Source organism: Asticcacaulis sp. EMRT-3 (assembly GCF_030027245.1).
GTDB lineage: Bacteria > Pseudomonadota > Alphaproteobacteria > Caulobacterales > Caulobacteraceae > Asticcacaulis.
In genome coordinates this window covers 648237-673321 of the sequence record NZ_JASERT010000001.1, presented here as the reverse complement: position 1 = coordinate 673321, position 25085 = coordinate 648237, and the positions used below count along the sequence as shown (strand labels likewise).

Annotated in this window: 21 protein-coding genes; 4 read left to right on the top strand and 17 right to left on the bottom strand. The window is 59.9% G+C overall.

From position 1 onward, the window contains the following. Positions 1-10: 10 nt before the first annotated feature. Genes QB905_RS03260 through QB905_RS03250 form a run of 3 tightly spaced genes read right to left on the bottom strand, consistent with a single transcriptional unit; the run spans position 11 to position 2553 of the window. Positions 11-784, bottom strand: coding sequence for an ABC transporter ATP-binding protein (locus QB905_RS03260; protein ID WP_282973130.1), 774 nt, complete (start codon positions 782-784; stop codon positions 11-13). Between the two features lie 4 nt (positions 785-788). Further along, positions 789-1784: a FecCD family ABC transporter permease gene (locus tag QB905_RS03255; RefSeq protein WP_282973129.1), complete on the bottom strand. Its 996-nt coding sequence runs from the start codon at positions 1782-1784 to the stop codon at positions 789-791. Positions 1785-1791: 7 nt separating this feature from the next. Further along, positions 1792-2553 (bottom strand): ABC transporter substrate-binding protein, encoded by a 762-nt coding sequence (locus QB905_RS03250; RefSeq protein WP_282973128.1) that lies wholly within the window; start codon positions 2551-2553, stop codon positions 1792-1794. Between the two features lie 141 nt (positions 2554-2694). Here QB905_RS03250 and QB905_RS03245 point away from each other — a divergent pair, with 141 nt between their 5' ends. Genes QB905_RS03245 through QB905_RS03235 form a run of 3 tightly spaced genes read left to right on the top strand, consistent with a single transcriptional unit; the run spans position 2695 to position 5964 of the window. Further along, positions 2695-4299 (top strand): glycosyltransferase family 2 protein, encoded by a 1605-nt coding sequence (locus tag QB905_RS03245; RefSeq protein WP_282973127.1) that lies wholly within the window; start codon positions 2695-2697, stop codon positions 4297-4299. Further along, entirely contained in the window at positions 4244-5176 is a 933-nt protein-coding gene (locus QB905_RS03240) for a class I SAM-dependent methyltransferase (RefSeq protein ID WP_282973126.1), read from the top strand. The genes QB905_RS03245 and QB905_RS03240 overlap by 56 nt, the downstream gene beginning before the upstream one ends. Continuing rightward, the gene (locus QB905_RS03235; protein ID WP_282973125.1) at positions 5173-5964 is read left to right on the top strand and encodes a TrmH family RNA methyltransferase; all 792 of its coding nucleotides are present in this window, start codon (positions 5173-5175) and stop codon (positions 5962-5964) included. Before QB905_RS03240 ends, QB905_RS03235 begins: the two co-directional genes overlap by 4 nt. A 121-nt stretch (positions 5965-6085) precedes the next feature. Here the strand turns inward: QB905_RS03235 and QB905_RS03230 are convergent, their stop codons facing one another. From QB905_RS03230 to QB905_RS03220, 3 genes are all read right to left on the bottom strand, one after another. Then, the gene (locus QB905_RS03230; protein WP_282973124.1) at positions 6086-6829 is read right to left on the bottom strand and encodes a glutathione S-transferase; all 744 of its coding nucleotides are present in this window, start codon (positions 6827-6829) and stop codon (positions 6086-6088) included. 42 nt (positions 6830-6871) lie between these two features. Beyond that, entirely contained in the window at positions 6872-9352 is a 2481-nt protein-coding gene (gene hrpB, locus QB905_RS03225; protein ID WP_282973123.1) for an ATP-dependent helicase HrpB, read from the bottom strand. A gap of 76 nt (positions 9353-9428) precedes the next feature. After that, positions 9429-11006 (bottom strand): amino acid permease, encoded by a 1578-nt coding sequence (locus tag QB905_RS03220; protein WP_282975564.1) that lies wholly within the window; start codon positions 11004-11006, stop codon positions 9429-9431. Between the two features lie 166 nt (positions 11007-11172). Between QB905_RS03220 and QB905_RS03215 the strand changes: the two genes are divergently transcribed. Beyond that, positions 11173-11871 (top strand): MBL fold metallo-hydrolase, encoded by a 699-nt coding sequence (locus QB905_RS03215; protein WP_282973122.1) that lies wholly within the window; start codon positions 11173-11175, stop codon positions 11869-11871. Between the two features lie 11 nt (positions 11872-11882). Here the strand turns inward: QB905_RS03215 and QB905_RS03210 are convergent, their stop codons facing one another. The 11 genes from QB905_RS03210 to QB905_RS03160 form a co-directional block, all read right to left on the bottom strand. Beyond that, positions 11883-12809 carry a peptidylprolyl isomerase gene (locus QB905_RS03210; RefSeq protein WP_282973121.1) on the bottom strand — a complete coding sequence of 309 codons (927 nt, stop codon included), beginning with the start codon at positions 12807-12809 and terminating at the stop codon, positions 11883-11885. Between the two features lie 13 nt (positions 12810-12822). After that, a complete protein-coding gene (gene coaD / locus QB905_RS03205; protein ID WP_282973120.1) occupies positions 12823-13311 on the bottom strand; it encodes a pantetheine-phosphate adenylyltransferase in 489 nt (162 codons plus the stop codon). 20 nt (positions 13312-13331) lie between these two features. Then, complete coding sequence (gyrA, locus tag QB905_RS03200; RefSeq protein WP_461781794.1) at positions 13332-16121, bottom strand: DNA gyrase subunit A; 2790 nt, start codon at positions 16119-16121, stop codon at positions 13332-13334. A 92-nt stretch (positions 16122-16213) separates the two neighbouring features. Further along, complete coding sequence (gene ssb / locus QB905_RS03195; RefSeq protein ID WP_282973118.1) at positions 16214-16720, bottom strand: single-stranded DNA-binding protein; 507 nt, start codon at positions 16718-16720, stop codon at positions 16214-16216. A gap of 177 nt (positions 16721-16897) precedes the next feature. Beyond that, positions 16898-17368, bottom strand: a complete 471-nt coding sequence (locus QB905_RS03190; protein ID WP_282973117.1) for a hypothetical protein — start codon at positions 17366-17368, stop codon at positions 16898-16900. Positions 17369-17454: 86 nt separating this feature from the next. Then, positions 17455-18138 carry a hypothetical protein gene (locus tag QB905_RS03185; RefSeq protein ID WP_282973116.1) on the bottom strand — a complete coding sequence of 228 codons (684 nt, stop codon included), beginning with the start codon at positions 18136-18138 and terminating at the stop codon, positions 17455-17457. Between the two features lie 157 nt (positions 18139-18295). Further along, positions 18296-21343 (bottom strand): transcriptional regulator, encoded by a 3048-nt coding sequence (locus tag QB905_RS03180; protein WP_282973115.1) that lies wholly within the window; start codon positions 21341-21343, stop codon positions 18296-18298. Between the two features lie 247 nt (positions 21344-21590). Next, positions 21591-22421, bottom strand: coding sequence for a flagellin (locus QB905_RS03175; protein WP_282973114.1), 831 nt, complete (start codon positions 22419-22421; stop codon positions 21591-21593). A 152-nt stretch (positions 22422-22573) separates the two neighbouring features. Continuing rightward, positions 22574-22918 (bottom strand): flagellar biosynthesis protein FlaG, encoded by a 345-nt coding sequence (locus QB905_RS03170; RefSeq protein ID WP_282975563.1) that lies wholly within the window; start codon positions 22916-22918, stop codon positions 22574-22576. A 109-nt stretch (positions 22919-23027) separates the two neighbouring features. Continuing rightward, a complete protein-coding gene (locus QB905_RS03165; RefSeq protein WP_282973113.1) occupies positions 23028-23861 on the bottom strand; it encodes a flagellin in 834 nt (277 codons plus the stop codon). A gap of 274 nt (positions 23862-24135) precedes the next feature. Continuing rightward, the gene (locus QB905_RS03160; RefSeq protein ID WP_282973112.1) at positions 24136-24966 is read right to left on the bottom strand and encodes a flagellin; all 831 of its coding nucleotides are present in this window, start codon (positions 24964-24966) and stop codon (positions 24136-24138) included. Positions 24967-25085: the final 119 nt, after the last annotated feature.

Below are 25085 nucleotides of genomic sequence, written 5' to 3'. Positions count from 1 at the left end.
GCTCGTTGCTCTAGAAAAGCGGACGGCTTTCCAGACGTAATACACGCTGATCCGGCGGGCCGGACAGTTCACCATCAAGATTAAAAACTTCAGATAAATATCTCGATGTAAATACTTTTTCTGGGTCATCTATCGCCACTAGCTCGCCCCTGTGCATCAGCATGACGCTATCGGCGAACTGCGCCGCCAGATGCAGGTCGTGCAGGCTTAAAATCACCGTCTGTCCGGCCTCGGCGCGCTGTTTCAACCGCACCAGGACATGGCGCTGCCAGGCCGGATCAAGCGCGATCAGCGGCTCATCGAGCAGCAGAACCGATGCCGGGCCCGCCAGCACACGCGCCAGCAGCACCCGCGCCCTCTGTCCGCCCGACAAAGCAAATACGCCGCGATCGCAAATCTCCTGCAAGCCCAGCGCCTCCAGTTCGGCAAAGGCCTTTTGCCGCGCCAGTTCGGGCGGCAGGTGCTGCGCGCCCAGCGCCGCCACATCGACGCAGCTCAAATTCCAGGCGATGCTGCGTTCCTGCGGCAGATAGGCCATTTGCGCGGCGCGGGCGAAAGGCGGCATGGCCGCCACATCGCGGCCCTCCAGTGTCACAGCCCCCTGATCGAGCGGCAAAAGCGCCGCCATCGCCTTCAACAATGTGGTCTTGCCCGCCCCGTTCGGCCCGACCAGAATATAGAGTCTGCCCGCCGGCAAGACGGCATCGACCTCACGGACAATGGTGTCGCCCCCCAGCCTGACACTGACCTGTTTAATGTGCAGTTCCGGTTTCACATCTGACATGGCTTTAATCCTGCATCCATGAGCGGGCGCTGCGATAGGCCAGAACGGCAAACAAGGGCGCACCGATCAGCGAGGTGACGACGCCTAGGTGCAACTCGCCGGTCGTCGGAATAATGCGCACAAGCCCATCGGCCAGTTGCACGATCAGGGCGCCGGTCAGGGCTGAGGGCACGATCAAACGATAAGGATCGCGGATGCCCATAGCGCGCACGAAATGCGGGGCGGCCAGGCCGACAAAGCCAATCACGCCCGCCACCGCCACCGAAAGCCCGGCCAGCAGGCTCGAACTGATAACGATCAGTTGCGTCAGGCGCGTCATGTCGATACCCATCGAACGCGCCGTCTCCTCGCCGAGCGTCAAAAAGCGCAGCCCCTTGCCGACGCGGTAGCTCAAGGCCCCGGCGGCGGCCAGCCCCACGACGCACAGCATCACATCGAACCAGTCGCGGTTCTCGACCGACCCCATCATCCAGCCCAGCATTTCAGATGTCGTCACCGGCGAGGGCGACAGATTAAACACCAGCGCCATCGTTGCCCCGCACAGGGCCGACAGGCCAACGCCGAGCAAAATCAAGGATTGACGCTGTGGAAATTTTTGCACGAAAACCAGCAATAGAAACGCTACGCCGGTTGCGCCGATCAGGGCGAAACCGGCGACGGTGAAAGGGATCAGGGCCAGCCCCAGCACGATGGCGATGGCCGCGCCCAGCCCCGCCCCGGCCGAGACGCCGAGCAGGCCCGGTTCGGCCAGCGGATTGCGCAGCAGCCCCTGCATCAGGGCACCACTCATGCCCAGCATGGCCCCCACGCCAATGGCCGTCAGGTTGCGCGGCAGGCGGATGCCCCATACGATTTCCGCGCCGATCGATTGCCAGTGGATAAAGGCGTCGAGCCAGGCCGCGGCGCTCAAAGGCACATCGCCGAACAGCATCATCACGATGAGCAGCACCACAATGGCGACCGCGAGCGACAGGTTCAGCAGGGTGGTGGATACGTGCATGGAGGCCCTAAGGTATGGGGGTTTGCGACAGGTCACGCAGATCATAGATGGTGAACCAGCCGCCACAGCTCAAAGCCCGCGCCGGCAGGGTGAAATGCGGTGTGCGTGCGATCAGGGCGCGCACCAGAGGCTGTCTGCCGGGCACGCGCCGCATGGCGTAACGGTCGTTATAAAAACCAAGCGCAAACACGTCGGGCTTCATGCCGAGCAAGACCTCCGGCGACAGTGCAAAATAACCCTTGTCCTGTGTCTCCAGCCGGAAACCCAGCTTGAGCAGCATGTCGCCGGTCATGGTATCGGGGCCCGCACTGGTGCCCGACGGCGTATAATAAAGCACGCTGCGACCGCGCCCGACCGGCTTGATTTCGCTGAAGGCTTCATCGAAATTGTGCGCCTCGATGCGGGCGCCCGCTTCCGCGTCCAGCGCTTTTCCGACACGAAACAGCTCATCCTTTGCCTGAACATAGCTGTTAACATCATTGATATTGATCACCTTGATGCCACGGCGCTGAAGCGCCTGAATCAGGCGAAAATCGCCGCCCCAGGTGCGCACCACGATGTCGGGATCAAGCGCCAGCACCGATTCCAGCCGAGGCTTGATGCGGCGCATATTACCGGCACGGTCGCGAAAATAGGAGTCGCCAAAGCGCACATGATCGGACAGGGCCAGGATGCGGTTGCGTTCCACCAGACCCAGCACATATTGATCGGCGCATTCATCGAGCGAAACCACGGTCGGCGCACCCGACAGGCCATGCGCATAAGTCACGCAGGCGAAAAACCAGACGAAACTCGCGCAAAGGGTGAGCGTTTTTCGCAAAATCTCCACCGGCAATTGCTTTTATCTCTCTGTAAAACCCGCTCTTCATAATCTGCCGTCTCAAAACGGCACAGGGCAGCGGGGGGCGTGATGAGCTGGATTTTCAAGGCCGAGGCGTTCAGGGAAAAATGGGCCTATAAGAATGCCTATAAGGATTCTGGCCGGACAGGAACAGGCCCGATACGTCTTTTTCCCGGTGCCCGTCCACGCCGCCGCCGCCGCAGCCCCATTCTGCCGCTCAGCCGCGCCCGCTCGGCCATCATCCGCATGACGCGCCATCAGGCCGTTTTAACCCTGTGCCTGCTGGGCCTGCTGATCACCGCCTCCATCTTCGCGCCGCATACGACTTTGAACACGCTTCAGGCCCTGCTGTGGACCGGCTTCTGCGCCAATGCCCTTCTGCGCGTCACGGCGGTCTTCCTGCCCAGGCGCAGCGTCAAAACGCCCTATCTCCATCCGGCCGCCATGCCCTATTACAGCGTCATCGTGGCGCTTTACAATGAGGCCAACATCGTGCCGCAGGTCGTGGCTGCCATGCAGGCCCTGCGTTATCCGCAGGATCGTCTGGAAATCCTGTTCGCCCTTGAAGAAGACGATGCCGATACCATCGCCGCCCTGTGTGCCACCGATTTGCCGTCCTATATGCGCCCCATACTGGTGCCGGTGGGGTTCCCGCGCACCAAGCCGCGCGCCCTTAACCATGCCCTGACCGAGGCACGCGGCGATCTGGTCGTGATCTACGACGCCGAGGATCGCCCCGATCCCGGCCAGTTGTTCGAAGCCGCGCGCACCTTCGCCGCCAGCCCCAAACGCCTGATCTGCTTGCAGGCCCCTTTGCGCCCGGCTCATGCGCAAGGCTTCATCGCCCGCCAGTTCGCTGCCGAATATGCCGTGCAGTTCGATGTCCTGCTGCCGGCGCTCCATTATTTCGGCCTGCCCTTTCCGCTGGGCGGCACCAGCAATCACTTCCGGGCTGAGGCGCTGAAAAAACTAGGCGGCTGGGATGCCTATAATGTCACCGAAGACGCCGATCTCGGCCTGAGGCTGGCCGATTCGGGTTATGCCAGCGGCCTTCTCAGCCTGCCCACCCTTGAAACACCCACAGCCACCAGCCACGCCTGGATCCCGCAGCGAACGCGCTGGATCAAGGGCTATATCCAGACCCTTCTGGTGCATACGCGCCTGACCGCCCCGCGCAGCCTCAGAGTGTGGGCAGGCGTCGTCATCGGTGTGGGCCTGAGCGTTCTGGCTTCGCTCTGCTATGCGCCGCTCAGTTTCATGATGGTCGTCACCCTGCTTTTGTTCGGCCTGCAAGGCACATTCGATCCGGGCCATGCCGTGCGTGATCCGGCCATGCATGATCTGCTGCTGTTCGTCCTCGGCAATCTGGCGGGCCTGATCGCCATGCAGACGGGCGGCAAGCGCGCCGGTCTGGCCCTGCGCTGGCGCGATCTGTTCGCCGCCCCCCTGTACTGGAGCCTGCAATCGATCGCCGCCGCCTTTGCGGCCCATCAGCTTTTCGCGCGTCCTTTCCACTGGGACAAGACCGATCATGCCCCGGTATCTGTCCCGGCATGTCAGGGCCTGCCGCAAAAAGATGAGCCGCCTCTTTACGAAGCCGCCGCGCGCCAGTATGGCGATGAGCATGATCATCGCCGACACAGCCACAACCTTAAGAACGCAAGCCTGGGCTGACTACGCCCTTGTCGATTCCGGCCACGGGCGCAAGCTCGAACGCTATGGCGACTTCCTCGTCGTGCGTCCTGAACCGCAATGCTGGTGGAGCCCGAAATACCCGGCCCTCTGGGACAAGGCCGACGCCATCTTTGACCCCGCAGGCGATGAAGACGAAGGCCGCTGGAGCTTCAGCCGCCCGCCGCCTGAGCAATGGGTGCTGGGCTGGCAAGATGTCAAATTTCATGGCCGCTTCACCAATTTTCGCCACCTCGCCTTCTTCCCCGAACAGGCGGCCAACTGGCAATGGCAGAGCGAAGTCATCGCCGCGCGGCGTGGTCAGGGGGACGGTATGCGCGTGCTCAACCTGTTTGGCTATACGGGCGTCGCCTCGCTGGCGGCCGCGGCGGCGGGCGCCAAAGTCACCCATGTCGATGCGTCGAAAAAAGCCATTGGCTGGGCGCGTGACAATGCCGCCCTGTCCGGCCTGAGTGACGCGCCGATCCGCTGGATCTGCGAGGATGCGCGCAAATATGTGCAGCGCGAGGTCAAACGCGGCTCGAAATATGAAGGCATTATCCTCGATCCGCCAAAATACGGACGTGGCCCCACGGGCGAGGTGTGGCGTCTGTTCGAAGACCTGCCGGAAATGATCCATCTGTGCGCCCAGCTTTTGAGCGACGAAGCCGCCTTCCTGCTGCTCAATGCCTATGCGGCGCGTGTGTCCGGCCCGGCACTGGCGCATCTGGTCGCCGAAGCGATTGGCCCGCGCGAGGGGCGCATCGATCATGGCGAACTGACCCTGATTGAGGAAGCCCAACCGCCGAAAGGTTTCAAGCCCGCCGATGTCGCACCGCGCGAGATCGGCCTGTCCTTCTTTGCGCGGTGGCAGGGATGATCAGAGAGATTACCTCGCTCACCAACCAGACGGTCAAAGACATCCGCGCCCTGCACATGCGTAAGGAACGCGAGGCGACGGGTCTGTTTCTGGCCGAGGGACTGAAAATCATCATCGACGCCCTCGATCAGGGCATGACGCCGCGCATACTGGTCTATGGCAGGGACGCTGATCGCCATCCGTTGCTGGAACGCGCCATCGCCGCCACGCTTGCGGCACAGGGCGAGGTTCTTGAGGTAACGCGCGAAATTTTAGAGAAAATTTCGCGTAAAGATAATCCGCAGATGGTCATCGCTGTCTTTGCGCAGATCGTGCATCGTCTTGATGAGATCGACCCTGCCTCCGCCGATGTCTGGGTGGCGCTCGAACAGGTGCGCGACCCCGGCAATCTCGGCACCATCATCCGCACCGCCGATGCGGCGGGCATAGGCGGGGTGATCCTGATCGGCGATTGCGTCGATCCGTTTTCGGTCGAAACCGTGCGCGCCACGATGGGCTCGATCTTCGCCCTGCCCATCGTTAAATGCACGCGCGAGGCTTTTCTGGCCGACCGGGCGCGCTGGACGGGCGCGCTGGTCGGCACCCTGCTCACCGCCAGCCACAACCACCGCACCGCCGAATATCGCCGCCCCACCCTGATCCTGATGGGCACCGAACAGTCAGGCCTGACGCCTGACCTCGCCGCCATCTGCGACACCCATGTCAAAATCCCGATGCGCGGTCGCGCTGACAGTCTTAACCTGTCGGTCGCCACCGGCATCATGATCTATGCAGCGCAGGGGCTGTGATGAAAAGTAACTGCCGCCGGATCGGGCTTTATTTGATAAACCCGGCGTAAGGAAAAGCTTTTTGCGGTTTCTCTTCAGCGCCGGAAAGTCTAGTCTGCGCTGACTGAAAACCGGAGTTGCCTCAATGAATCGCCTGACGTCGCTTATCCTCAAACTGCTCATCCTGCCGCTGATCGGCCTCACCTTCGCCGGCTGCATCACCATCTAACACGAAGGTATAGGGGCCGCCGCGCAGCAAGGCTCGCCGGTAGGTCGGGCGCGCCTGAATGGTCTTGAGCCATTGCAGGGTCTGCGGTGAATGCTCAAGCAGGCCAAAGCGCGCCGCCGCCTCGACCGGGAAGCTCATCATGATGTCGGCGGCGGTGAAGACCGGCCCGGCAAACCAGGCATGGCGTGTCAGCGTGTCTTCCCACAGCGCTGTCTGCGCCTTCAGATTGGGCGTCACCATCATGCGCTCCAGCCCTTTCATGATGGCCGAAGCCAATGGCCGCAGCGGCCACGGCGTTTTTTTCGGCACGGTCTCGCAAATCAGCCTGAGCAGGATCGGCGGCATGGCCGAGCCTTCGGTGGCGTGCATCCAGTAGATATAGTCCATCCAGGCGGCGCTGCCTTCGCGCGGCGTCAGGCGACCAACCCCATAGGTGACGAGCAGATATTCGGCAATCGCGCCGCTTTCAGCCAGGGTGCGGCGCGCCGTGGTCAGGACGGGCGCATGGCCGAGCGGATGCACCGCCTTCAGTTCGGGCGGCGCCAGCATATCGGGGCGGCGCTTGTAAATTTTGAGCCTATAGTCGAGCCCCAGCTCTTCCAAGAGCCAGATCATGCGCTGCGAACGCGAATTCTCAAGATGGTGAAGTGTGATCATTGTGCCTCCTGTGACCTTATACGGCGCAAGACGCGAATGGGTTCAGGTGCCGCGCGGCTTAACGCGCGTTGTCGCCGTGGCCTCGCGCGGATTTTCGGGCCAGACATGACGCGGATAGCGCCCTTTCATCTCGCTGCGCACCTCGCGCCACGATCCGTCCCAGAAGGCGGGCAGGTCTTTGGTGATCTGGATCGGCCGATGGGCGGGCGATAACAGGGCCAGGGTCAGGGGCGTGCGCTTCGGCCCCACGCACGGGTGCGTCGTCGTGCCGTAAAGCTCCTGCACCCGCACCTCAAGACGTGGCCCACCCTCGGCGGCATAATCGATGCGGATCTGGGAACCGGTCGGCATGGGCCAGGTTTCGGGGGCCAGCTTGCCGAGCAGGCGTTGCTGATCGGAGGTCAGCAGGCCCTTCAGCGCTTGCAGAATTTCGCCCTGCACCAGCCGCAACATGGATTTCCCGGCCGCATAGGGGCCCAGCCAGTCGGCAAGGCCTGTCAGCAAGGCCTCGTCCGACATATCGGGCCAGCTATCGTCCCCGGCCCGCAAAAAAGCGACCCGCGCCCGCAAGGCTTGCGCCCCATCAGAAAATTTCAGCGCTTTTAGACCCTTGGCGCGAATTTCCTCAGCCTCGACCTCAAGCAGCATGTCCGACGGCACACGCTCCAGCGGTTTGCTGGACAGGATCACCGCCCCCAGCCGCACCTGCTCGAACGCGCGAAAGCCAGAGCCGCCACGCTCCAGCACAACAGAGGTTTCCAGCCGGTCGGCGAACAGGGTGCGGATGTCCGCCTCACTCAGGGGCGCGGCCAGCAGGATACGGTCGCGGTCTTTCCCCCCGCCCAGATCGCCCACGGCCAGATAGTCGGCCCGCGCCAGCGCATCGTGCTCGTCAACATAGACGCCACGTCCATTGGCCATGACGAATTGCCCCGCCTTGCCATCTGCTGCTTTTCTGGCCTTGGCCACGCGCTCCGGGAAGCACTCCGCCAGCAGATGATGCGAAAACACCCGTCCGCCCGCTGTTTTTGCCCCTTTTGTGACCAGATTTTCCGCCTGACGCGCCCAGGTTTCGGCCAGTCTGCGCGCCTGCATGGCCTTTGGTGAGCGATCGCGCGCCAAAGCCTCAAGCCGCGTATCGAGATCGCCGGAACGTCCACCTAGGCCATTTTCCGACAAAAGCGCCGCCAGTTGCGCCCCTTGCATGGCCGCCCCGGCTTCCGCCGCCTTCAGCAACATATGGGCCAGACGCGGTGCCATCGGCAGTTGCGCCATCATCCGCCCGTGCGCCGTCATATCCCCGGCCTTATCCAGCGCGCCCAAGCCCTGCAACAACTTCACCGCCTCGTTCATGGCGGCGGCGGGCGGGTGATCGAGCAGGGCCAGGCCTTGCGTCGTTTTCGCGCCCCACTGACGCAGGCCCAGGGCCAGTTGCGACAGGTCGGTTTCGAGAATTTCCGGGCGCGCAAAGGGTATTAGCGAGCGATCCTGCTCGGCATCCCACAGCCGATAGGCATGGCCAGCCTGCGTCCGTCCAGCCCGGCCGCGCCGCTGATCCGCCGAAGCCTTCGTCACGCGCTCAGTCACAAAGCGGGTGACGCCGCGCGCCGGATCGAAGCGGCCCAACCGCGACAGGCCGCAATCGATCACCATCGCCACCTTGTCAAGCGTCAGCGAGGTTTCAGCAATAGCGGTGGCCAGCACGATCCTGGGATGGCCGGGGGTATTGCGCGCCAGCACTGCCTGCTGATCGCGGACATCCATAGCGCCATAAAGCTTATGCACCTCGATATGAGCCGCCAGCCCGATCTCATCGAGATGGCGCGCCACGCGGTGGATTTCCGCCTGTCCGGGCAGGAAGACCAGCATCGTTTCGGCCCGTTCCGGCATCAGTTTCGCCGCCAGCCTCGTCACATGACGCGCCACATCGGCCTCCATCAGCCGGTTCTGGTCGCGGCTAAGATAGTGCGTCTCTATCGGGAAGGTGCGGCCTTGCGATTCAAACCGTCCGGCCTCCGGCAACAGCTCTAATATGCGCTCGCCATCAAGCGTGGCCGACATGACGATCAGACGCAAATCTTCGCGCAACAGGCTTTGGCTGTCGCGCGCAAAGGCCAGCCCCAGATCGGCATCGAGACTGCGCTCGTGAAACTCATCGAAGATAACGCAGGCCACGCCCTCAAGCCCCGGATCATCGAGAATACGGCGCGAAAATATACCCTCGGTTACCACCTCGATTCGGGTGCGCGGCCCGATCCGGCTTTCGCCGCGCACGCGGAAACCGACCGTTTCCCCGATCTTTTCACCGAGTGTTTCGGCCATGCGCGTCGCCGCGGCCCGGGCGGCCAGTCGGCGCGGTTCGAGCAACAGGATCGATTGCCCGGCAAGCCAGGGTGCATCGAGCAGGGCCAGCGGCACGCCAGTCGTCTTGCCCGCCCCCGGCGGTGCGATGATCAGCGCCGTTGTCGAGACGGTGGCCAGATGCGCCTTAAGGGCGGGAAAAATCTCTTCGACGGGCAGCACGGCTCAACCTTACACAAAGCCGCTTCGGTTTAGGGCCCTTCCCCGCACAAGGAAACAAAAAACATCCGCCCGAAGACTATACGATAGGCGGCACCGAAGGCGGCGGTACATCACTGTCGGATTCGTGCACCTCGATCAGGCCGCGCCCGACATGGCTATGACTGCGGCTATAAGCGAAATAGATGATCAAACCAATGGCGCCCCACACTGGCAGCACCATCTTGGCCACGAAAGGCAGGTTGAAATAGAGGCCGAGACAGCCCAGCGCGGCCAGTGGTGCGACCACCCAGATAAAGGGGGTGCGAAATGGACGGTGACGGTTCGGATCGGTCTTGCGCAGCACCACCACGGCAATGGCCACCATGAAGAAGGCGAACAGGGTGCCCGAATTGGAAATATCGGCCAGTTGCCCCACCGGGAAGAAGGCCCCGGCCACCGCCACGCAGATGCCGGTGAAGATCGTCATCTTCCACGGCGTCTTGAACTTCGGATGCACATCAGCCAGTTTTTCCGGCAGCAGACCATCGCGCGCCATCACGAAGAATATCCGCGTCTGGCCGTAAATCATCATCAGGATCACGCTCGGCAGGGCGATCGAGGCCGCCAGACCGAGCAGATTGCCGATAAAGGGAAAATTGATGCGGCGCAGGGTTTCGGCCAGCGCCTCTTTCGAACAGACGATAGGTGGCGTGCCTGCGGCAGCCAAAGCCTTGCAGCGAAGGGCGAAATCGGCGCCATCAGGCCCCATGATCGCGCCATTGGCATCGTGAATCGGCTGCGCCCCCACCGTGCCGACCACGCCAGCCGCCACCAGCAGGTAAAAAATGGTGCAGATGGCCAGCGAACCGATCAGTCCTATCGGCACATTGCGTTGCGGGTTCTTGGTTTCCTCGGCGGCAGTCGAAACCGCATCGAAGCCGACATAGGCGAAAAAGATCGAGGCCGCCGCGCCGATGACACCCAGACCATCATGGCCGAAAAGCCCGTTCGGCATGAAGGGGGTAAAATTATGCCCCTTCAGGAGGGGCATGGTCAGAACGATAAAGGCTGTCAGGGCCGCCACCTTGATCGCCACGAGGATAGCATTGACCGTGGCGCTTTCACTGGTGCCGATCACCAGAAGCCAGGTCACCGCCGCCGCCACCAGAATGGCTGGCAGATTGACGATGCCGTGGCTGAAATCGACGGTCGGCAGAAAGCCATTCAGCCCCCACAGCGGGCCATTGGCCAGAGCTTCGGGTAGGGCGAAACCGGTCGTACTCTTAATCAGCCCCATTACATAGCCCGACCAGCCGACGCAGACCGCCGAAGCCGCCACCGCATATTCAAGGATCAGCGCCCAACCCACCATCCAGGCAATCGGTTCGCCCATCACGGCATAGGTATAGGTATAGGCCGAACCTGAAACCGGCACCATCGAAGCCAGTTCGGAATAACACAGGGCCGCCACGGCGCAGACCAGTCCGGCCACAACGAAGGACAGCATCATGCCGGGCCCGGCTTTTTGCGCCGCCGCCGCCGTCAGCACGAAAATCCCTGTGCCGATCACTGCGCCAATGCCCAGCATGGTCAGTTGGAACGCCCCCAGCGAGCGGTGCAGAGACTTCTTTTCCGCCGTCGCCAGAATCGCATCCAGTGACTTCACGCGCCAAATATTCATCCTTCACCTTTTTTGCTGGTTTTTTTCAGGTCACTAAACCTTTATTCTGCCCCGGTTGCGGCCTGATAAGGTTGAAGCCTATAACGCATAAATTAAATCTGCAACTATCTTTGCTGAACTGTCATCCGCGCCCCGGCCATCCCGCCGTTCGAGAGTTGTTATGTCCGAATTACCGATCAGTCTGCTTGTCGCGCCTGTTACGCCCTTGCAGCAAAACTGCACCATCGTCTGGTGTAACGCGACGAAAGCCTGCGCCATTATCGATCCGGGCGGCGATCTTGACCCGATCCTGGCTGAGATTGACCGGCGCGGCCTGAAGCTGGAAAAAATCTGGATTACCCACGGTCACGCTGATCATGCCGGGGCCGCAGCGGAACTGAAACGCCGCACCGGCCTGCCCATTGAAGGGCCGCACCGCGACGATCAGTTCTGGATCGACCGCATCCCGGAAGACGCCGCGCGCTGGGGGCTGGAGGGTGAAAGCTTCACGCCCGACCGCTGGCTGGAGGATGGCGACACGGTTACGCTTGGCGACACCACCTGGCAGGTGATCCACTGCCCCGGCCATACGCCCGGCCATGTTATCTTCTATCAGCCCGAAAGCCAGTTTGCGCAGGTCGGTGATATTCTGTTTCGCGGCTCAATTGGCCGCACCGATTTTCCGCGCGGCAACCATGCCGACCTGATCCACGCCATCACGCACAAGCTCTGGCCGCTGTGTCAGAATCCGGGGGGCGATGTGCGTTTTGTCTGCGGCCACGGCCCGATGTCGAGCTTCGCCATTGAACGTCAGACGAATCCGTTTGTGGCCGACAGCGTCATCGCCAGCGCCGGCCCCAATCAGCAGGGGCCGGGCTAAACTTAGGAGGTTTAATTCCCAGCACTGGCCGGGGCTAATGGCGATGCAGGAGCGATGGCAGCCGGTGCAGCGGCGGGCGCGGCGTCAGCGGGCTTGGCTTTCAGATCCTTGAACGGCATTGGTACATCGCAGGCTGAAAAATCTGCACCCTTATCCTTGCGAGTCTGGTCGATCACGGCCTGAAACTGTGGCGAAGACGTATCCATCACCTCGATCTGCGGACGCTCGGCCTCAGGAATATCGGAGAGCATACGCATCTTCGTCACCTTGTCGGGATCGACGGGCGGTTCACCGATCTTCATCTTGCGCACGGCCTCCATGCCGGACAGGACAACGCCGACCGCGGTGTAGTTTTTGTCGAGCGACGAATTGGAACCGCGCATCAGGAAGAACTGGCTGTTATTGGTATTGGGATCATAGCTGTGCGCCATGCCCATCACACCCTGGCAAAACAGCGGCCATGCCTCAACCTTGCCATCGGCCGACATCGGCATCAGTTCATTGACCTGGCTGGCCACCGGCATGGCGCCGAGAAAGCCAATCTGCGAACCTGTGGGGCGCGCCGCCACCACCATCGGGAAGCTGGCATCATGACGTATGGTGAATTCGGCCTTGACGTCCGGCAGGGTAGAGCCCCCCGTGCCATCGCCCTTGGGGTCACCAGTCTGATCCATGAAGTCTTCGATAACGCGGTGGAAGGTCAGGCCATCATAGAAGTGCTGGCGTGTCAGGGTCTTGATCCGCTCCACTGACAGAGGCGCCAGGGCAGGATAAAGCTCGACAATGATCTCGCCCTTGGTCGTGTCGATCACCACCGTATTATCGGCGTCCGGCGCGCGATAGCCGGGATCGAGCGCGAGCGCGGAACCGCAGATACCCGCCGCAAAAAAGGCCACGACCGCCCCCGCCAAGATGGCCTTCTTTTTCACAACCGACATCCAATGATCCTGTTCAAACTGAGTTCCGGACGCGGGCCATCAAGCGCTTTTCGACGCTTTCGGCCACGAACGGCGTGATATTGCCGCCCAATTGGGCTATTTCTTTGACCAAACGCGAGGCAATGGCCTGATGGCGCGGATCGGCCATCAGAAAAACCGTCTCCAGCTCACGATTAAGCTGCTGGTTCATCGCTGTCATCTGAAATTCGTATTCGAAGTCGGCCACGGCGCGTAAGCCGCGTATGATGACACCGGCCCCCACCTCTTCGGCGAAATGCAAAAGCAGGCTTGAAAACGGCAGAACCTCGACCCGGTCGCCGAGATAGGCCACCTGTTCGGCGATCATCTCGACGCGCTCTTCCAGCGAAAACATCGGTGCCTTGCCGGTATTGCGCGCTACGCCGATCACCAGCTTATCGACCAGCTTGACCGCGCGACCGATAATATCGCTGTGGCCGTTGGTGATCGGGTCAAACGTGCCCGGATAAAGCCCGATCCGCATATGCGCTTCCCCTGAAATCTTTAGATTTCGCTGGCTGGTGGCGCGGCTTCGGCAGTTTCTGCCGCCACGTCTTCCGCCTCGTCTTCGCTTTCCGGCAGGCGTTCCACCGACACGACGCGGTCATCGCCGACGCGGAAGATGGTGACGCCCTGCGTATTGCGCCCGGCCACACGCACCGTGGTCACATTGGTGCGGATCAGTTGCCCGCCCGATGTCACCAGCAGCAAACCGCCCGTAGCCTCAATCGGGAAGGAGGCGACCAGCTTACCGCCGCGCTTGGACAGATCCATCGCCACAATGCCCTGCCCGCCCCGGCCCGTGCGCCGGTAATCATAGGAGGACGAGCGCTTGCCGAAACCAAGATCGGACAGGGTGAGGATGAACTCTTCCGTGGCCTGCAATTCGGCGAAACGCTCCTCGCTCAGCGCCACGGCATCGGCGGCCTCATCACTCTCATCATCAGCGACGGCCACAACCTCTTCGCCTTCGCCACCTTCCAGCATGGCCTGACGACGACGCGAAGCCTCCTTCAGATAGGCGGCGCGCTCAGCCGGTGTGGCATCCACGCGCTTTAAGATGGCCATCGAAATGACCTTGTCGTCGCCCTGCAAGCGCACGCCGCGCACGCCGGTGGAGTCGCGGCCCTTGAACACGCGCACCTCATCGACGGCGAAGCGGATCGCCCGTCCGCCAGATGTAGCCAGCAAGACGTCATTGTCTTCGCTGCAAATGGCCACGCCAACAATGGCGTCGCCATCCTCCAGCTTCATGGCGATTTTACCGGCGCGATTGACGTTGACGAAATCGCTGAGCTTGTTACGGCGCACATCGCCTGAACGGGTGGCGAACAGGATGTCGAGGCCGTCCCACGCCGCCTCGTCTTCCGGCAGGGCCAGAATATTGGTGATGGTTTCGCCGCTGTCGAGCGGCAGCAGATTGACGAAGGCCTTACCCTTGGATTGCGGCGTGCCGAGCGGCAGACGCCACACTTTCAGCTTATAGGCCTTGCCGTTCGACGAAAAGAACAGCATCGGCTGGTGCGTCGTCGCCGAATAGACGCCGGTAATCGCGTCCTCATCCTTCATCGCCATACCCGACCGGCCCTTGCCGCCGCGATGCTGCTCACGATAGGCATTAAGCGCCGTGCGCTTGACATAGCCGGAATGGGTGACGGTCACGACCATATCCTCACGCGGGATCAGGTCTTCGTCTTCCAGCTCACCCTCGCCCTCGGCAATCTGGGTGCGACGCGGCACGGCGAACTGTTCCCGCACCTCCACCAGTTCTTCGCGTACGATGCTGATGATCCGCTCACGCGACGACAAAATAGCCAGATATTCGGCAATCGACGCGGCCAGAGCGCGCGCCTCGTCGCCGATTTCGTCGCGGCCAAGCCCGGTCAGACGCGACAGGGTGAGCGCCAGAATGGCGCGCGCCTGCTCTTCGGTCAGGCGCACATCGCCGCCTTCCAGCACGATCGAGCGCGGATCGGCGATCAGGCCTACCAGCGACGCCATGTCGGCGGCGGGCCAGACACGGCTGGTCAGGCGTTCGCGCGCCGCATTGGGATCGGCCGAGGTGCGGATAATGTGGATCACTTCGTCGATATTGGCCACCGCAATGGCCAGGCCGACCAGAACATGGCCGCGATCCCGCGCCTTGTTCAGCTCAAAGCGCGTGCGGCGAACCACCACCTCTTCGCGGAATTCGAGGAAGATGTCGAGCAACTGGCGCAGGCCCATCTGCTGCGGGCGGCCATGATTGAGCGCCAGCATATTGACGCCGAACGAGGTTTGCAGCGCCGTGTAGCGATAAAGCTGGTTGAGGATCACCTCGCCCGACGCATCGCGCTTCAGCTCGACGACGATGCGCATCCCCTGACGGTCGGATTCGTCGCGGATGTCGGCAATGCCTTCCAGCCGCTTTTCGCGCACCAGATCGGCGATATGTTCGATCAGACTCGACTTGTTGACCTGATAGGGGATTTCGGTGACGACAATACCTTCGCGGTCCTTGCGCAGGGTTTCCACCGTGGCCTTGCCACGCATGATCACCGAGCCGCGCCCGGTCAGCAGCGCCTGACGAGAGCCTGATCGGCCAAGGATTTCACCGCCGGTCGGGAAATCCGGCCCGGGCACGATGTCGAGCAGTTCTTCGGTGGTGATCGATGGATTATCGAGCATGGCCAGACCGGCATCGACGATCTCACCGAGATTATGCGGCGGAATATTGGTGGCCATGCCGACCGCGATACCGCCCGCCCCATTGACGAGCAGATTGGGAATCCGCGCTGGCAGGACGGTCGGTTCTTCTTCCTTGCCGTCATAATTGGGCTGGAAATCGACCGTATCTTTTTCAATATCGGCCAGCAAAGCCATAGCCGAATGGTCCATGCGGCTTTCGGTATAACGCATCGAGGCCGGCATATCGCCGTCCACCGAACCGAAATTACCCTGACCATCGACCAGCATCAGCCCCATCGAAAAGGGCTGCGCCATGCGCACCAATGCGAAATAGACCGACTGGTCGCCGTGCGGGTGGAAACGGCCCAGCACATCACCCACGACGCGGGCGCATTTCGAATAGGACTTATTGGGCGTCATACCCAACTGGTGCATCGAATAGAGGATGCGGCGATGGACGGGCTTTAAGCCATCGCGCGCATCCGGCAGGGCGCGCGACACGATCACGCTCATGGCGTAATCGAGGTAGGACCGCTTCAGTTCGTCTTCGATAGTGACGTGGCTGATTCCCGGCGGCAGGCCGCCTCCGCCCTGAGGCGTCTGGCCTGTATTATCCGAATCGTCCATTGTCTTATCGTTCATGAAATCAATATCTTACAGTTGAACTCTTGTGGCTTGAGGCAATATTGCCAGCCTTGGCATAGGTTGCGTGCCCAGCCCTAGAACGGAATCTCGTCATCGAGATCGAAATTCTGCGCAGGCCCCGAAGCCGGAGCGCGCTGGCCGCTCGAAGCCGGTGCGCCGCCGCTATGTCCATCGTCATAATCGCTGTAACCGCCGCCGCCCATGCCGGACGATGCGCCGCCGCCATCGCCACGACCACCCAGCAGGGTCAGTTCGCCACGGTATTTTTGCAGCACGATTTCGGTCGAGTATTTTTCAACGCCGCTCTGGTCGGTCCATTTGCGCGTTTGCAGACTGCCTTCGATATAGACACTGGAGCCCTTGCGCAGATATTGCTCGGCGATCTTGGCGAGATTGTCATTGAAAATGACGACGCGGTGCCACTCGGTCTTTTCCTTGCGCTCGCCGCTCATCTTGTCGCGCCACGATTCCGAGGTGGCGATGGTCAGATTGGCCACGCGGTCGCCGGAATTGAGGGTGCGGATTTCGGGATCCTTGCCGAGATTGCCGACCAGAATGACCTTGTTGACACTGCCTGCCATCGCTCTTGCCTTTTATATGTTCGTGAACCGCGCGGTCCGCGCGATGCGCCGTCTTTTACGCGACTCAAAAAAACCACACTAGAATCTTAACGCCGCCAAGCCAAGACCTGAGGCCCGCCTTGCCCGTTTCGGAATCGGCCTATCCACAGATCGTTAACGCAAGGGTCGTGGCCGGGCCTATTTCTTGTCGCCAGAAGAAATCTTCGGCAGGTCTTTCGGGATATTCACCGACTGAGGCCCGGTCGGTTCGCCATCGTCCTGAACAATCGACCCCGGCGCCACCAGACGTCCATCCGGGGCCTTGACGAGGAAGGGAAAAGCCGGCCCTTCATAATGCTGGCCCGACCGCACCTCATGATTATCGGCGAACAGGAAGTTGCCCATATAGGCACCGTCGGTTTCCGGCCCGGCTGTGCCGGTTTTCAGCATGTCCATGCGGGCATTATAGACATAGACAGCGCAGTGTTCGAGGTCGGGCACATTGGTGGCCAGAACATTGAACTTGTTTTCTTTCGGCGTCGGGTGACCGATGAAATAACAGACCCCCGGCGCATCAGGCGACTGGACGCGCGGCGTGCAGCCCGCCAGCGCCATCGCACCCAGGCCAAGCCCGGCCACACCCATGATCATCACCGCGTTTCGACGCATCCTGTTTCCGTTCCTGTCGTTCTTATTGCGTAGCGATTTAACCACGAACCGGGGCTTCGCACCAAGAAAAAAGCACAGGTCGCCGCTCAGCGCACCAAAGGCACTGAACAGCCCTGTCCTTGATCAACAAACCCGTGGAAATTGGTGTTGTCGTCCGACTGCTCCACCCGATGCGGCACAAGGCGCAGGGTCTTCGATCCCCAGCGGCCGTAAGACGCCTGCCCAGGCGACACGCAACGGCCATCATAAAGCAACACGGCGCACTGGCCGAGCGTGATATTGTCGGCCAGCCGGTTCCAGCTATTGGAATTATAGCGCAGGCAGGCTGCCGTGGGCCCGGCGGCGGCGGGTACGGTCGGCGGCACCACTTCGCCGCCAGTATTTGCCGCTTGCGCTTCCGGTGCGCTGACGCTGCTGGCGGGTGCCAACGGCACGGGTGCCAACGAACCGGTGGGAGCCGCCGTCATATTGCCCTGATCATCCTGCCCAACATCGAGTGATTGCGCCGCCACGCCATTTCTTTTGGCGCACTCGGCCAGAGTGACCTCGCCGACATAGGCCCCAGCCACATAGCAGCGCAGAGGTTTTTTGGGATCGAGGGTTGGCTTCGGATCGCTGACATTGAAGGTCAGCCCGGTCGGCTGATCGTTCATTTTCGATTCGTCTTTGTGACCCGATGACATAGCCACGGCCAACGCAATGCCGATCACCAGCGCCACGATCGCGCCGCCCGCAAGCCACAGCCAGCGCTTTTCAGGTTGCATCGCCATTCGTTTCCCCCTTCGCGACCGGTAAATGCCGCCTTGAGACTCGGTTTCTTGAAACTTGGTTTTCAGGCGCAATCATAGCAGAGGCGCGCCTCAGGCCAAGCCTCAATACAATTAAGATTTAAGGTCATCCCAAGGCAAGGCGTTATCCGCCCAAAAATCAAAGACCAAAAAGGCCGGTGGATGAAGAGCCACTATTATTATTGCTGCTGCCCGCCTGCAAACGGTTGAGCGCCGCCTGATAATTGGCGATCTGGTTGGTCAGATAGGTCGGCACCGAGCCGCCGGTTTTGCCTTTATGGCTGGCGTCCGATGCCTGCGGATCGCCGTATCTCAGATAGCTATAGGCCTTCTGTACGTTTTTCATCACCGCCTGCAAGCTGTCGAGCGCCTTCTGAATATTGGCGTCCGAATTGAGATTGAGGCTGCCGTCAAAATCGAGTCCCATCGGCTTTTGCGATTTCAGGTAACTGGCCGACGAGGCATTCATCGTCTTGGTAGCGTCGTTGCTGACCAGTCCCGGATCGATACCCAGCCCTTTCAGCGCATCCTTGCCCACCGCCCCGCTGACAAACTCCATGCGGCTGTTCGAATTGGTGGGCTTAATAACGAGCTGGTCGGTTTGCTCGCCGAGCATCTTGCTGACATCGACGCTGAGCTTGTAACCCGACGCACGCACGATCTTGGTGGCCTGTCTTTTCATCGTGTCGCTGGCTTCGATGGTGATGGTTTTTTTGACGCCGGTATCGGGATCCATCAGGTAAAACTGGTCGCCCGTGCGCACGCTGGTGCCCGCGATCACCAGATTGGAATCGGTCTGCTGGATCGTGCCCAGCGGCAGGCCCAGCCGGTCGAGTGCGCTCGATGAATTTTGCGACACGGCAATGGCTTTGGGATTGACGATGCCGTCCGTGCAGGTGAAGCGCGTCTGATACTCCACCGCGCCGCTGGCCACATCGAGGCGCGCCAGATAACCGTCCTGCGTCTTGTCCTTGGTGCTGAGTTGCGTCGTGCCGTCAATCGTCCCGGTGGTGGAACCGGCGATCCACGCCTTGCCGCCGATAAACTGCACATGGGCGTCTTTTTCCTGCCCGGTTCCGCCGTAAAAGGCGATGGTGTCGCGGCTTGTATCGCCGAGATTTTCTGCCACCGACAAGGCATAGGCGTCCTGGCCGCCCGACCCCGCCTTGCTGACCGTGCCGCCGCTAAGCAGGCCGCTATTGCCGGTGGAGCCACCGAGATAGATCTGGCCATTATCAATCGCCATGCCAGTAATGGAGCCGCCGCCCAACCCGCCCAGATCGCGCGTCGTCGTCTGGGTGGCGGCATATTTAGTTGTACTCTTACCCTTGTCATCAACGGTCGTGGTGCTGCTCAGCGCATAAGCGGTCAGCGTCGCATCGCCATTATTGCTGCCCGCCACATAGAGCATATTGCCGTCGGTCATCAGTTGCGAAACCGTATCGCTGTTGGCCGAGCCGGTCTGAAGGGTGAATTTCGGCATGCCCGTGGCGGTGTAGCCCTGCACATAGCCATCCCAGCCGCCATGCGTGCCGCCATTGGCACCGGGCATCAGCGACTGGGTGCGCCCGCCGACATAGACCGAGCCATCCTCGCCGAAAGCCACCGATGTCGCTTCATCCGAAGCCGAAGCCCCCCGCCTCTGCGTCCACGCCTCCACACCATCCGCGTCGAATACGGTAACGAAACTGTCCGTCGTGGCGTTATCGACGCCATTCAAACCCGTTTCCGTGGTGGCGGTATAGCTGACGGCCTTGTCGCCCGTGCCATAGGTGGTGGTCTTAGTGGCGGCGGTTTCGAGCGCGCCGGTCACCGATCCGGCCACAGCTACCCGGCCATCATCCGCCACCGTCAGGGCCAGGCCGGTGGCGGTATCGGCGGCACCAAGTACGCGCGTATAGACCAGATTACCCGCCGAATCGTATTTCATCAGCGCCACATCCTGCGCGCCGCCCACCACCTGTCCGCCGGTCGTGTCATTGATGTCGGCCAGCACATAGAGCGAGCCATCCTTGCCCGCCGCCGTGGCGTGGACATTGGTCACCGAGGCTGGCAAGGCCGTCTGCCCCGCCTCGCCGCTGACCCAATATTGCGCGCCAACCTTGGAAATCGTGTCGGGCGGCTGCGGATCGCCGCTGGCAAGGACTGCGCCGCCGGATGTATCTGTCTGAAATTTCAATAATTTCGATGTCACATCCGTGGTTGGAACAGCCTTGTCATCTTTCGTTGTCGTTGAGGTTGCCGAAGCGCTGGTGGACGGCGTGATCTTCTTGTCGGGATCGCCCGTTGTCTGGGCTACATAGACGGAATCGGTCGTTACGGGCGCGCTCAGAGTCAGGGTTTCTGTGGTGACGCCCTTGATTTGCAGGCCCAGCGTGTCCTGCCCATCCGACAGGGTAACAGTCTTGCCGTTCACCGTGGTGGTCACCGGAACCGCCGGTGTACGGTTGACGGCAAACCTGCTCGACAGTCCCGCCGCCTTGAGCTGGCTGTTGATGTAGGACACCACATTCGACATGCTGCGCGTCTGGTCGCCCATATCGCTGAGGTCGAGATTGACCACAATCGGCTCATGGGTGCCGATCTTCTGGGCCGATATGGCGAAACGGATATCGCCCGTAAAGGCTTTGACCGCCGTCGAAGCCGCCCCGCTGGCGATGGCCGGGCCATTGTAGAGTGTATCGGTGCGCGCCGTGCCTGAATCGCTTTTCATTTCGTCGGTCAGGGTACCGGCGCTCAGATTGATGTGGTCGTACCGGGTGCTGCCGATATAGCCGCTGACCTCTTTCATACCGGAATCGAAGCGGCTTTTCAGGGCCGACAGGGCGAAGGCGGAGAGATGGCCGCCCTTGGCCTGCTGGGCCAGGCCCTCCAGCGCATTCAACCCCTGATAGAGAGTAAACAGCTTGGTATAGTCCGGTGAGGCCCCGGTAACATTGGAAAGCACAGCATTGGCATTGATGAATCTTTGCCCGCCCAGCACCTTGCTGACGAGATCATCCTCACTCAACATACCTGAATTGCCCGCCCACGGCGCGGTCGGGGCCGCAGCCATGCCCGTTGGCGAATTGGTCTTGTCGGCACCGCCCGCCCCTCCGCCTGAGGACGCGCCTGACGTATCCGCTGAAGCAATGCCATACTTCGCGTTATAATAACTCGTCAGCAGAGAGGTATCCAGGTTGATCATGACAGAATCGACACAAACCAAACGTAAAAGGTGTGATCGACTGTGCCTGAGCAAATCTTAATAAGTGTAAATATTGTGCAATAAAGCGCATCCAAAAAGTGTAACGCATTTTTTCGGGATTAAGATGCGCATAAAAAAACTTAGAGCGCCGATCAGATAGGAACACGCTCTCTTATCGGGTTTCAGAAGATTTAAATCATAAAAAAAGCGAGCCGCAGCCCGCTTTTCTTCAGCATTTGAAACAGCCCTATTTGAAGAGCGACAAGATTTGCTGCGGTGCCTGGTTGGCGATCGACAAGGCTTGCGTGCCCAATTGTTGCTGCACCTGCAAAGCCTGCAATTGCGAGCTTTCCTTGGCCATATCGGCATCAACCAGATTGCCGATACCGCTGGTGATCGAATCCTGAAGCTTGGACACGAAAGCCAGATGGCCCTCTATCTGCTTCGATTGCGAACCGAGCGCACCGAGATTGGCGTTGAGACTGTCAATCGAGGTATCAAGCTTGGCCAGAATATTGCCCGCCATCGTGGCGCTCGTCAGGGAAGACCCCGCCGTCAGGGTAATGATCGGCCCGCCCAGAGCAATGGTACGTACGCTCAGCGTGATAGTCGAGGTTGCGTCGGCATTGGCGATGAAATTGATCGACTTGGCCAGCGAACCATCGATGATATTGGTGCCATTGAAAGTGGCGTTCTCAACGACATGCGTGATCTGGCCCAGGATGGACTTGAAATCGGCGTTCAGTGCATTGCGCGAGGTCGTGTCGATGGAGGTATCCATCGAGCCAACCACCTTTTCACGCAACTGATTAAGCAGATCGGACACAGACTGACCGGCTGCCATCGAAACATCGGCGATCGACGAGGCACGGTTGAGGCTGTCGGTCACTGCGTTCAGTCCGCTCAGATCGGCGCGCTGGCCTTGCGCGATCGCGTAAACCGAAGCATTGTCCTTGGCGGAGTTGACAGCAAATCCTGTTGAAATAACATTTTGCGCGTCTTCAAGAGCCTTGTTGGTGCTCGTCAGATTCTGCAAGGCAATCATTGCCGATGTGTTGGTATGCACACTTACGGTCATGGCCCGGAAACCTCCATTGAAACGCCGACTCAGTTCAACTGATTCGAATCTTAACGTTCATGGTAAGCAAAGTGTTAACGGGTGCAAACGACTTTTACCGCGCAACACAAATTGCACGGTGGATAGTTTTTTAATTTAGCTTAAAAATCTGTTTAAATATCTGTTTTAATAACAGAACCCACTTGATAGTACATTGAACTTATTAACTCTTTAACCGTTTGGTGAGGCATTTGGCTTACAATCTTGCCCGTATAGCGATCAATTGCCCTATAAATCCATTCGCCCGTCGTCGGATCCTTATCGATCGTCAGGCGCAAAGTATAAGCTAAAGGCGGCTCCTGATCTCGGCCCTTGTCCTGACCCAGTTCAGATTTTTCGTCTTGTGGCGGCGCATCGCCGGACGCATTCGTGGCAGTTACAGCCGGTGCCAAGATCGGCGTAGGCTTGATTTGAGCCACGTCGGGCAATTGCGGAAAACTTATGACATTATTAATCATTTCCAATACGTGCGGCCTGTCAGACCGATACCTTTTCTGGAGATAGCAACGTCGGCGGTTCAGGCGTGTCGCTACCGTTGTAACCGGCAGCGACACACCCGCCAATTCCTTAACGGAAGAGACTGAGAACCGAAGATGTGTGTTGGTTGGCAATTGACAAGGCCTGGACGCCAAGTTGTTGCTTGGTTTGCAGGGCTTGCAGATTAGCGCTTTCCTTGGCCATGTCAGCATCGACGAGGTTACCAATACCCGCCGTGATTGAATCCTGAAGCTTGCCGACAAAGTCAGACTGACTCGCAATGGATTTCGAAGCCGTGCCGAGATTGGCCAGAGCTGACGACACATTGGTGATCGACGTATCAAGGGTCGACAACAGTGAACCGGCATGGGTAGCCGAACTCAGTGTAGCGGCAGCGGACAGGGTGATGATCGAACCGCCAAGGGACAGATTCTGACCGGCGACAGTCAAAACGCTGGTGCCGGTAGCATTGGCTAGAGCCGTGATGCCATTGGCCTTGGAGCCGTCCAGCAGGTTGATGCCGTTGAACGAAGAGGTGCTGATCGTCTTGTTGATCTGACCGATGATCGACTTGAAGTCGGCATCCAAAGCCTTGCGGCTCGTCGTGTCCAGCGATGTGTCGGACGCGGCCAGAGCCTTCGCCTTGAGTTGGGTCAACATGTCAGAGATCGAACTGCCGGCGTTGGAAGCCACGTCAACCACCGACGATGCGCGGGACAGGGAGTCCTTCACGGCGTCAAGCGAGGTAACGGTGGAGCGCTGGTTTTGGGCAATGGCCCAGGTCGAACCATCATCCTTGGCGCTGGCAACCTTCAGACCTGTCGAAATGCGGTCTTGGGTCGTTTGCAGTTGGGTGTTGGTCGCATTGAGGTTTTGCAGCGCAATGAGGGCGCCAACATTCGTATTGATGCTATTATTCGACATAGCTTTTTTCCTTGTTCTGGATATCCGGCGACATTTTGTCGGCCGGCGGCATTTTGCCTGAGTAGCTATATGCAAGGGACAGGCCAGATATTCCGCCTGAAAAATGCCTGCTCAACAAATTGATTATATTGATTTTAAAGTCCCGTTAGGGATGTTTTTCCCGGCAATATCTGCCGGGTTAGCGCTTTTGCCGGGAAATTTTTGCCCACTCCGGCAATATGTGCCCAGTCAAAAGGCTGCCGGGAAGCGAGGGGACGCTTCCCGGCTGAGGGGATTACTTAAACAGGCTCAGTATCGTCTGAGGCGACTGATTGGCTATTGAAAGCGCCTGAACACCCAGTTGCTGCTTGGTTTGCAGCGCCTGAAGATTGGCACTTTCCTTGGCCATGTCGGCATCAACAAGATTACCTATACCTGCCGTCAGTGAATCCTGAAGCTTACCAATGAACTGCGTTTGGGAATCGACAGACTTCGATGACGTACCCAAATTCGCTAGGGCCGATGAAACATTGTTGAGCGAGGTATCGATTACCGAGATCAGCGATGCTGCATTGGTCGAAGTGGTGAAGTCCTGCGATGCGGTGAGGGTAATGATCCCTCCCCCCAATGACAGGTTTTGCGTACTGATTGTCAAAACGGACGTGCCGTCGGCATTGGCCAGCGCCTTGATCCCGGTTGTGCTGCCATCAAGGATATTGATTCCATTGAAGCTGGCCGTTTTCACGGTCTTACTGATCTGGTCACGCAAGGCCTTGAAATCGGCATCCAGGGCCTTCCGGCTGGTGGTGTCGAGCGATGTGTCCGAAGCTGCGAGTACCTTTGCTTTCATTTGCGTCAACATATCCGAGATGCTCTGCCCCGCCGACATGGCAACATCGATCGTTGACGATGCCCGGTTCAGCGAGTCCTTGACAGCATCCAGAGACGAAACGGTCGCGCGTTGGTTCTGGGCAATCGCCCAGGTCGATCCGTCATCCTTGGCGCTGGCGACTTTCAAACCGGTACTGATCCGGTTTTGAGTCATTTGCAGCTCGGTATTGGTTGCGTTCAGGTTTTGCAGCGCCACCATGGCGCCCACATTGGTATTGACCGATACATTCGACATCGGAGAACCTTCCATTCTGGTCGGGGGGAAATAATCACGGCTTTTGCCGATCAGCTATTTTAGCTAACAGGATCAAAGCAAGCCGGAGGCCATAGGGTATGCACGCGAAAATTATTATA

What these genes read in the sequence shown, in the direction of transcription:
- QB905_RS03260 (WP_282973130.1), bottom strand. Translation starts at nt 784, where the DNA reads ATGTCAGATGTGAAACCGGAACTGCACATTAAACAGGTCAGTGTCAGG.
- QB905_RS03255 (WP_282973129.1), bottom strand. Translation starts at nt 1,784, where the DNA reads ATGCACGTATCCACCACCCTGCTGAACCTGTCGCTCGCGGTCGCCATT.
- QB905_RS03245 (WP_282973127.1), top strand. Translation starts at nt 2,695, where the DNA reads ATGAGCTGGATTTTCAAGGCCGAGGCGTTCAGGGAAAAATGGGCCTAT.
- QB905_RS03240 (WP_282973126.1), top strand. Translation starts at nt 4,244, where the DNA reads ATGAGCATGATCATCGCCGACACAGCCACAACCTTAAGAACGCAAGCC.
- QB905_RS03235 (WP_282973125.1), top strand. Translation starts at nt 5,173, where the DNA reads ATGATCAGAGAGATTACCTCGCTCACCAACCAGACGGTCAAAGACATC.
- QB905_RS03230 (WP_282973124.1), bottom strand. Translation starts at nt 6,829, where the DNA reads ATGATCACACTTCACCATCTTGAGAATTCGCGTTCGCAGCGCATGATC.
- QB905_RS03215 (WP_282973122.1), top strand. Translation starts at nt 11,173, where the DNA reads ATGTCCGAATTACCGATCAGTCTGCTTGTCGCGCCTGTTACGCCCTTG.
- QB905_RS03210 (WP_282973121.1), bottom strand. Translation starts at nt 12,809, where the DNA reads ATGTCGGTTGTGAAAAAGAAGGCCATCTTGGCGGGGGCGGTCGTGGCC.
- coaD (WP_282973120.1), bottom strand. Translation starts at nt 13,311, where the DNA reads ATGCGGATCGGGCTTTATCCGGGCACGTTTGACCCGATCACCAACGGC.
- gyrA (WP_461781794.1), bottom strand. Translation starts at nt 16,121, where the DNA reads ATGGACGATTCGGATAATACAGGCCAGACGCCTCAGGGCGGAGGCGGC.
- ssb (WP_282973118.1), bottom strand. Translation starts at nt 16,720, where the DNA reads ATGGCAGGCAGTGTCAACAAGGTCATTCTGGTCGGCAATCTCGGCAAG.
- QB905_RS03190 (WP_282973117.1), bottom strand. Translation starts at nt 17,368, where the DNA reads ATGCGTCGAAACGCGGTGATGATCATGGGTGTGGCCGGGCTTGGCCTG.
- QB905_RS03185 (WP_282973116.1), bottom strand. Translation starts at nt 18,138, where the DNA reads ATGGCGATGCAACCTGAAAAGCGCTGGCTGTGGCTTGCGGGCGGCGCG.
- QB905_RS03180 (WP_282973115.1), bottom strand. Translation starts at nt 21,343, where the DNA reads ATGATCAACCTGGATACCTCTCTGCTGACGAGTTATTATAACGCGAAG.
- QB905_RS03175 (WP_282973114.1), bottom strand. Translation starts at nt 22,421, where the DNA reads ATGACCGTAAGTGTGCATACCAACACATCGGCAATGATTGCCTTGCAG.
- QB905_RS03170 (WP_282975563.1), bottom strand. Translation starts at nt 22,918, where the DNA reads ATGATTAATAATGTCATAAGTTTTCCGCAATTGCCCGACGTGGCTCAA.
- QB905_RS03165 (WP_282973113.1), bottom strand. Translation starts at nt 23,861, where the DNA reads ATGTCGAATAATAGCATCAATACGAATGTTGGCGCCCTCATTGCGCTG.
- QB905_RS03160 (WP_282973112.1), bottom strand. Translation starts at nt 24,966, where the DNA reads ATGTCGAATGTATCGGTCAATACCAATGTGGGCGCCATGGTGGCGCTG.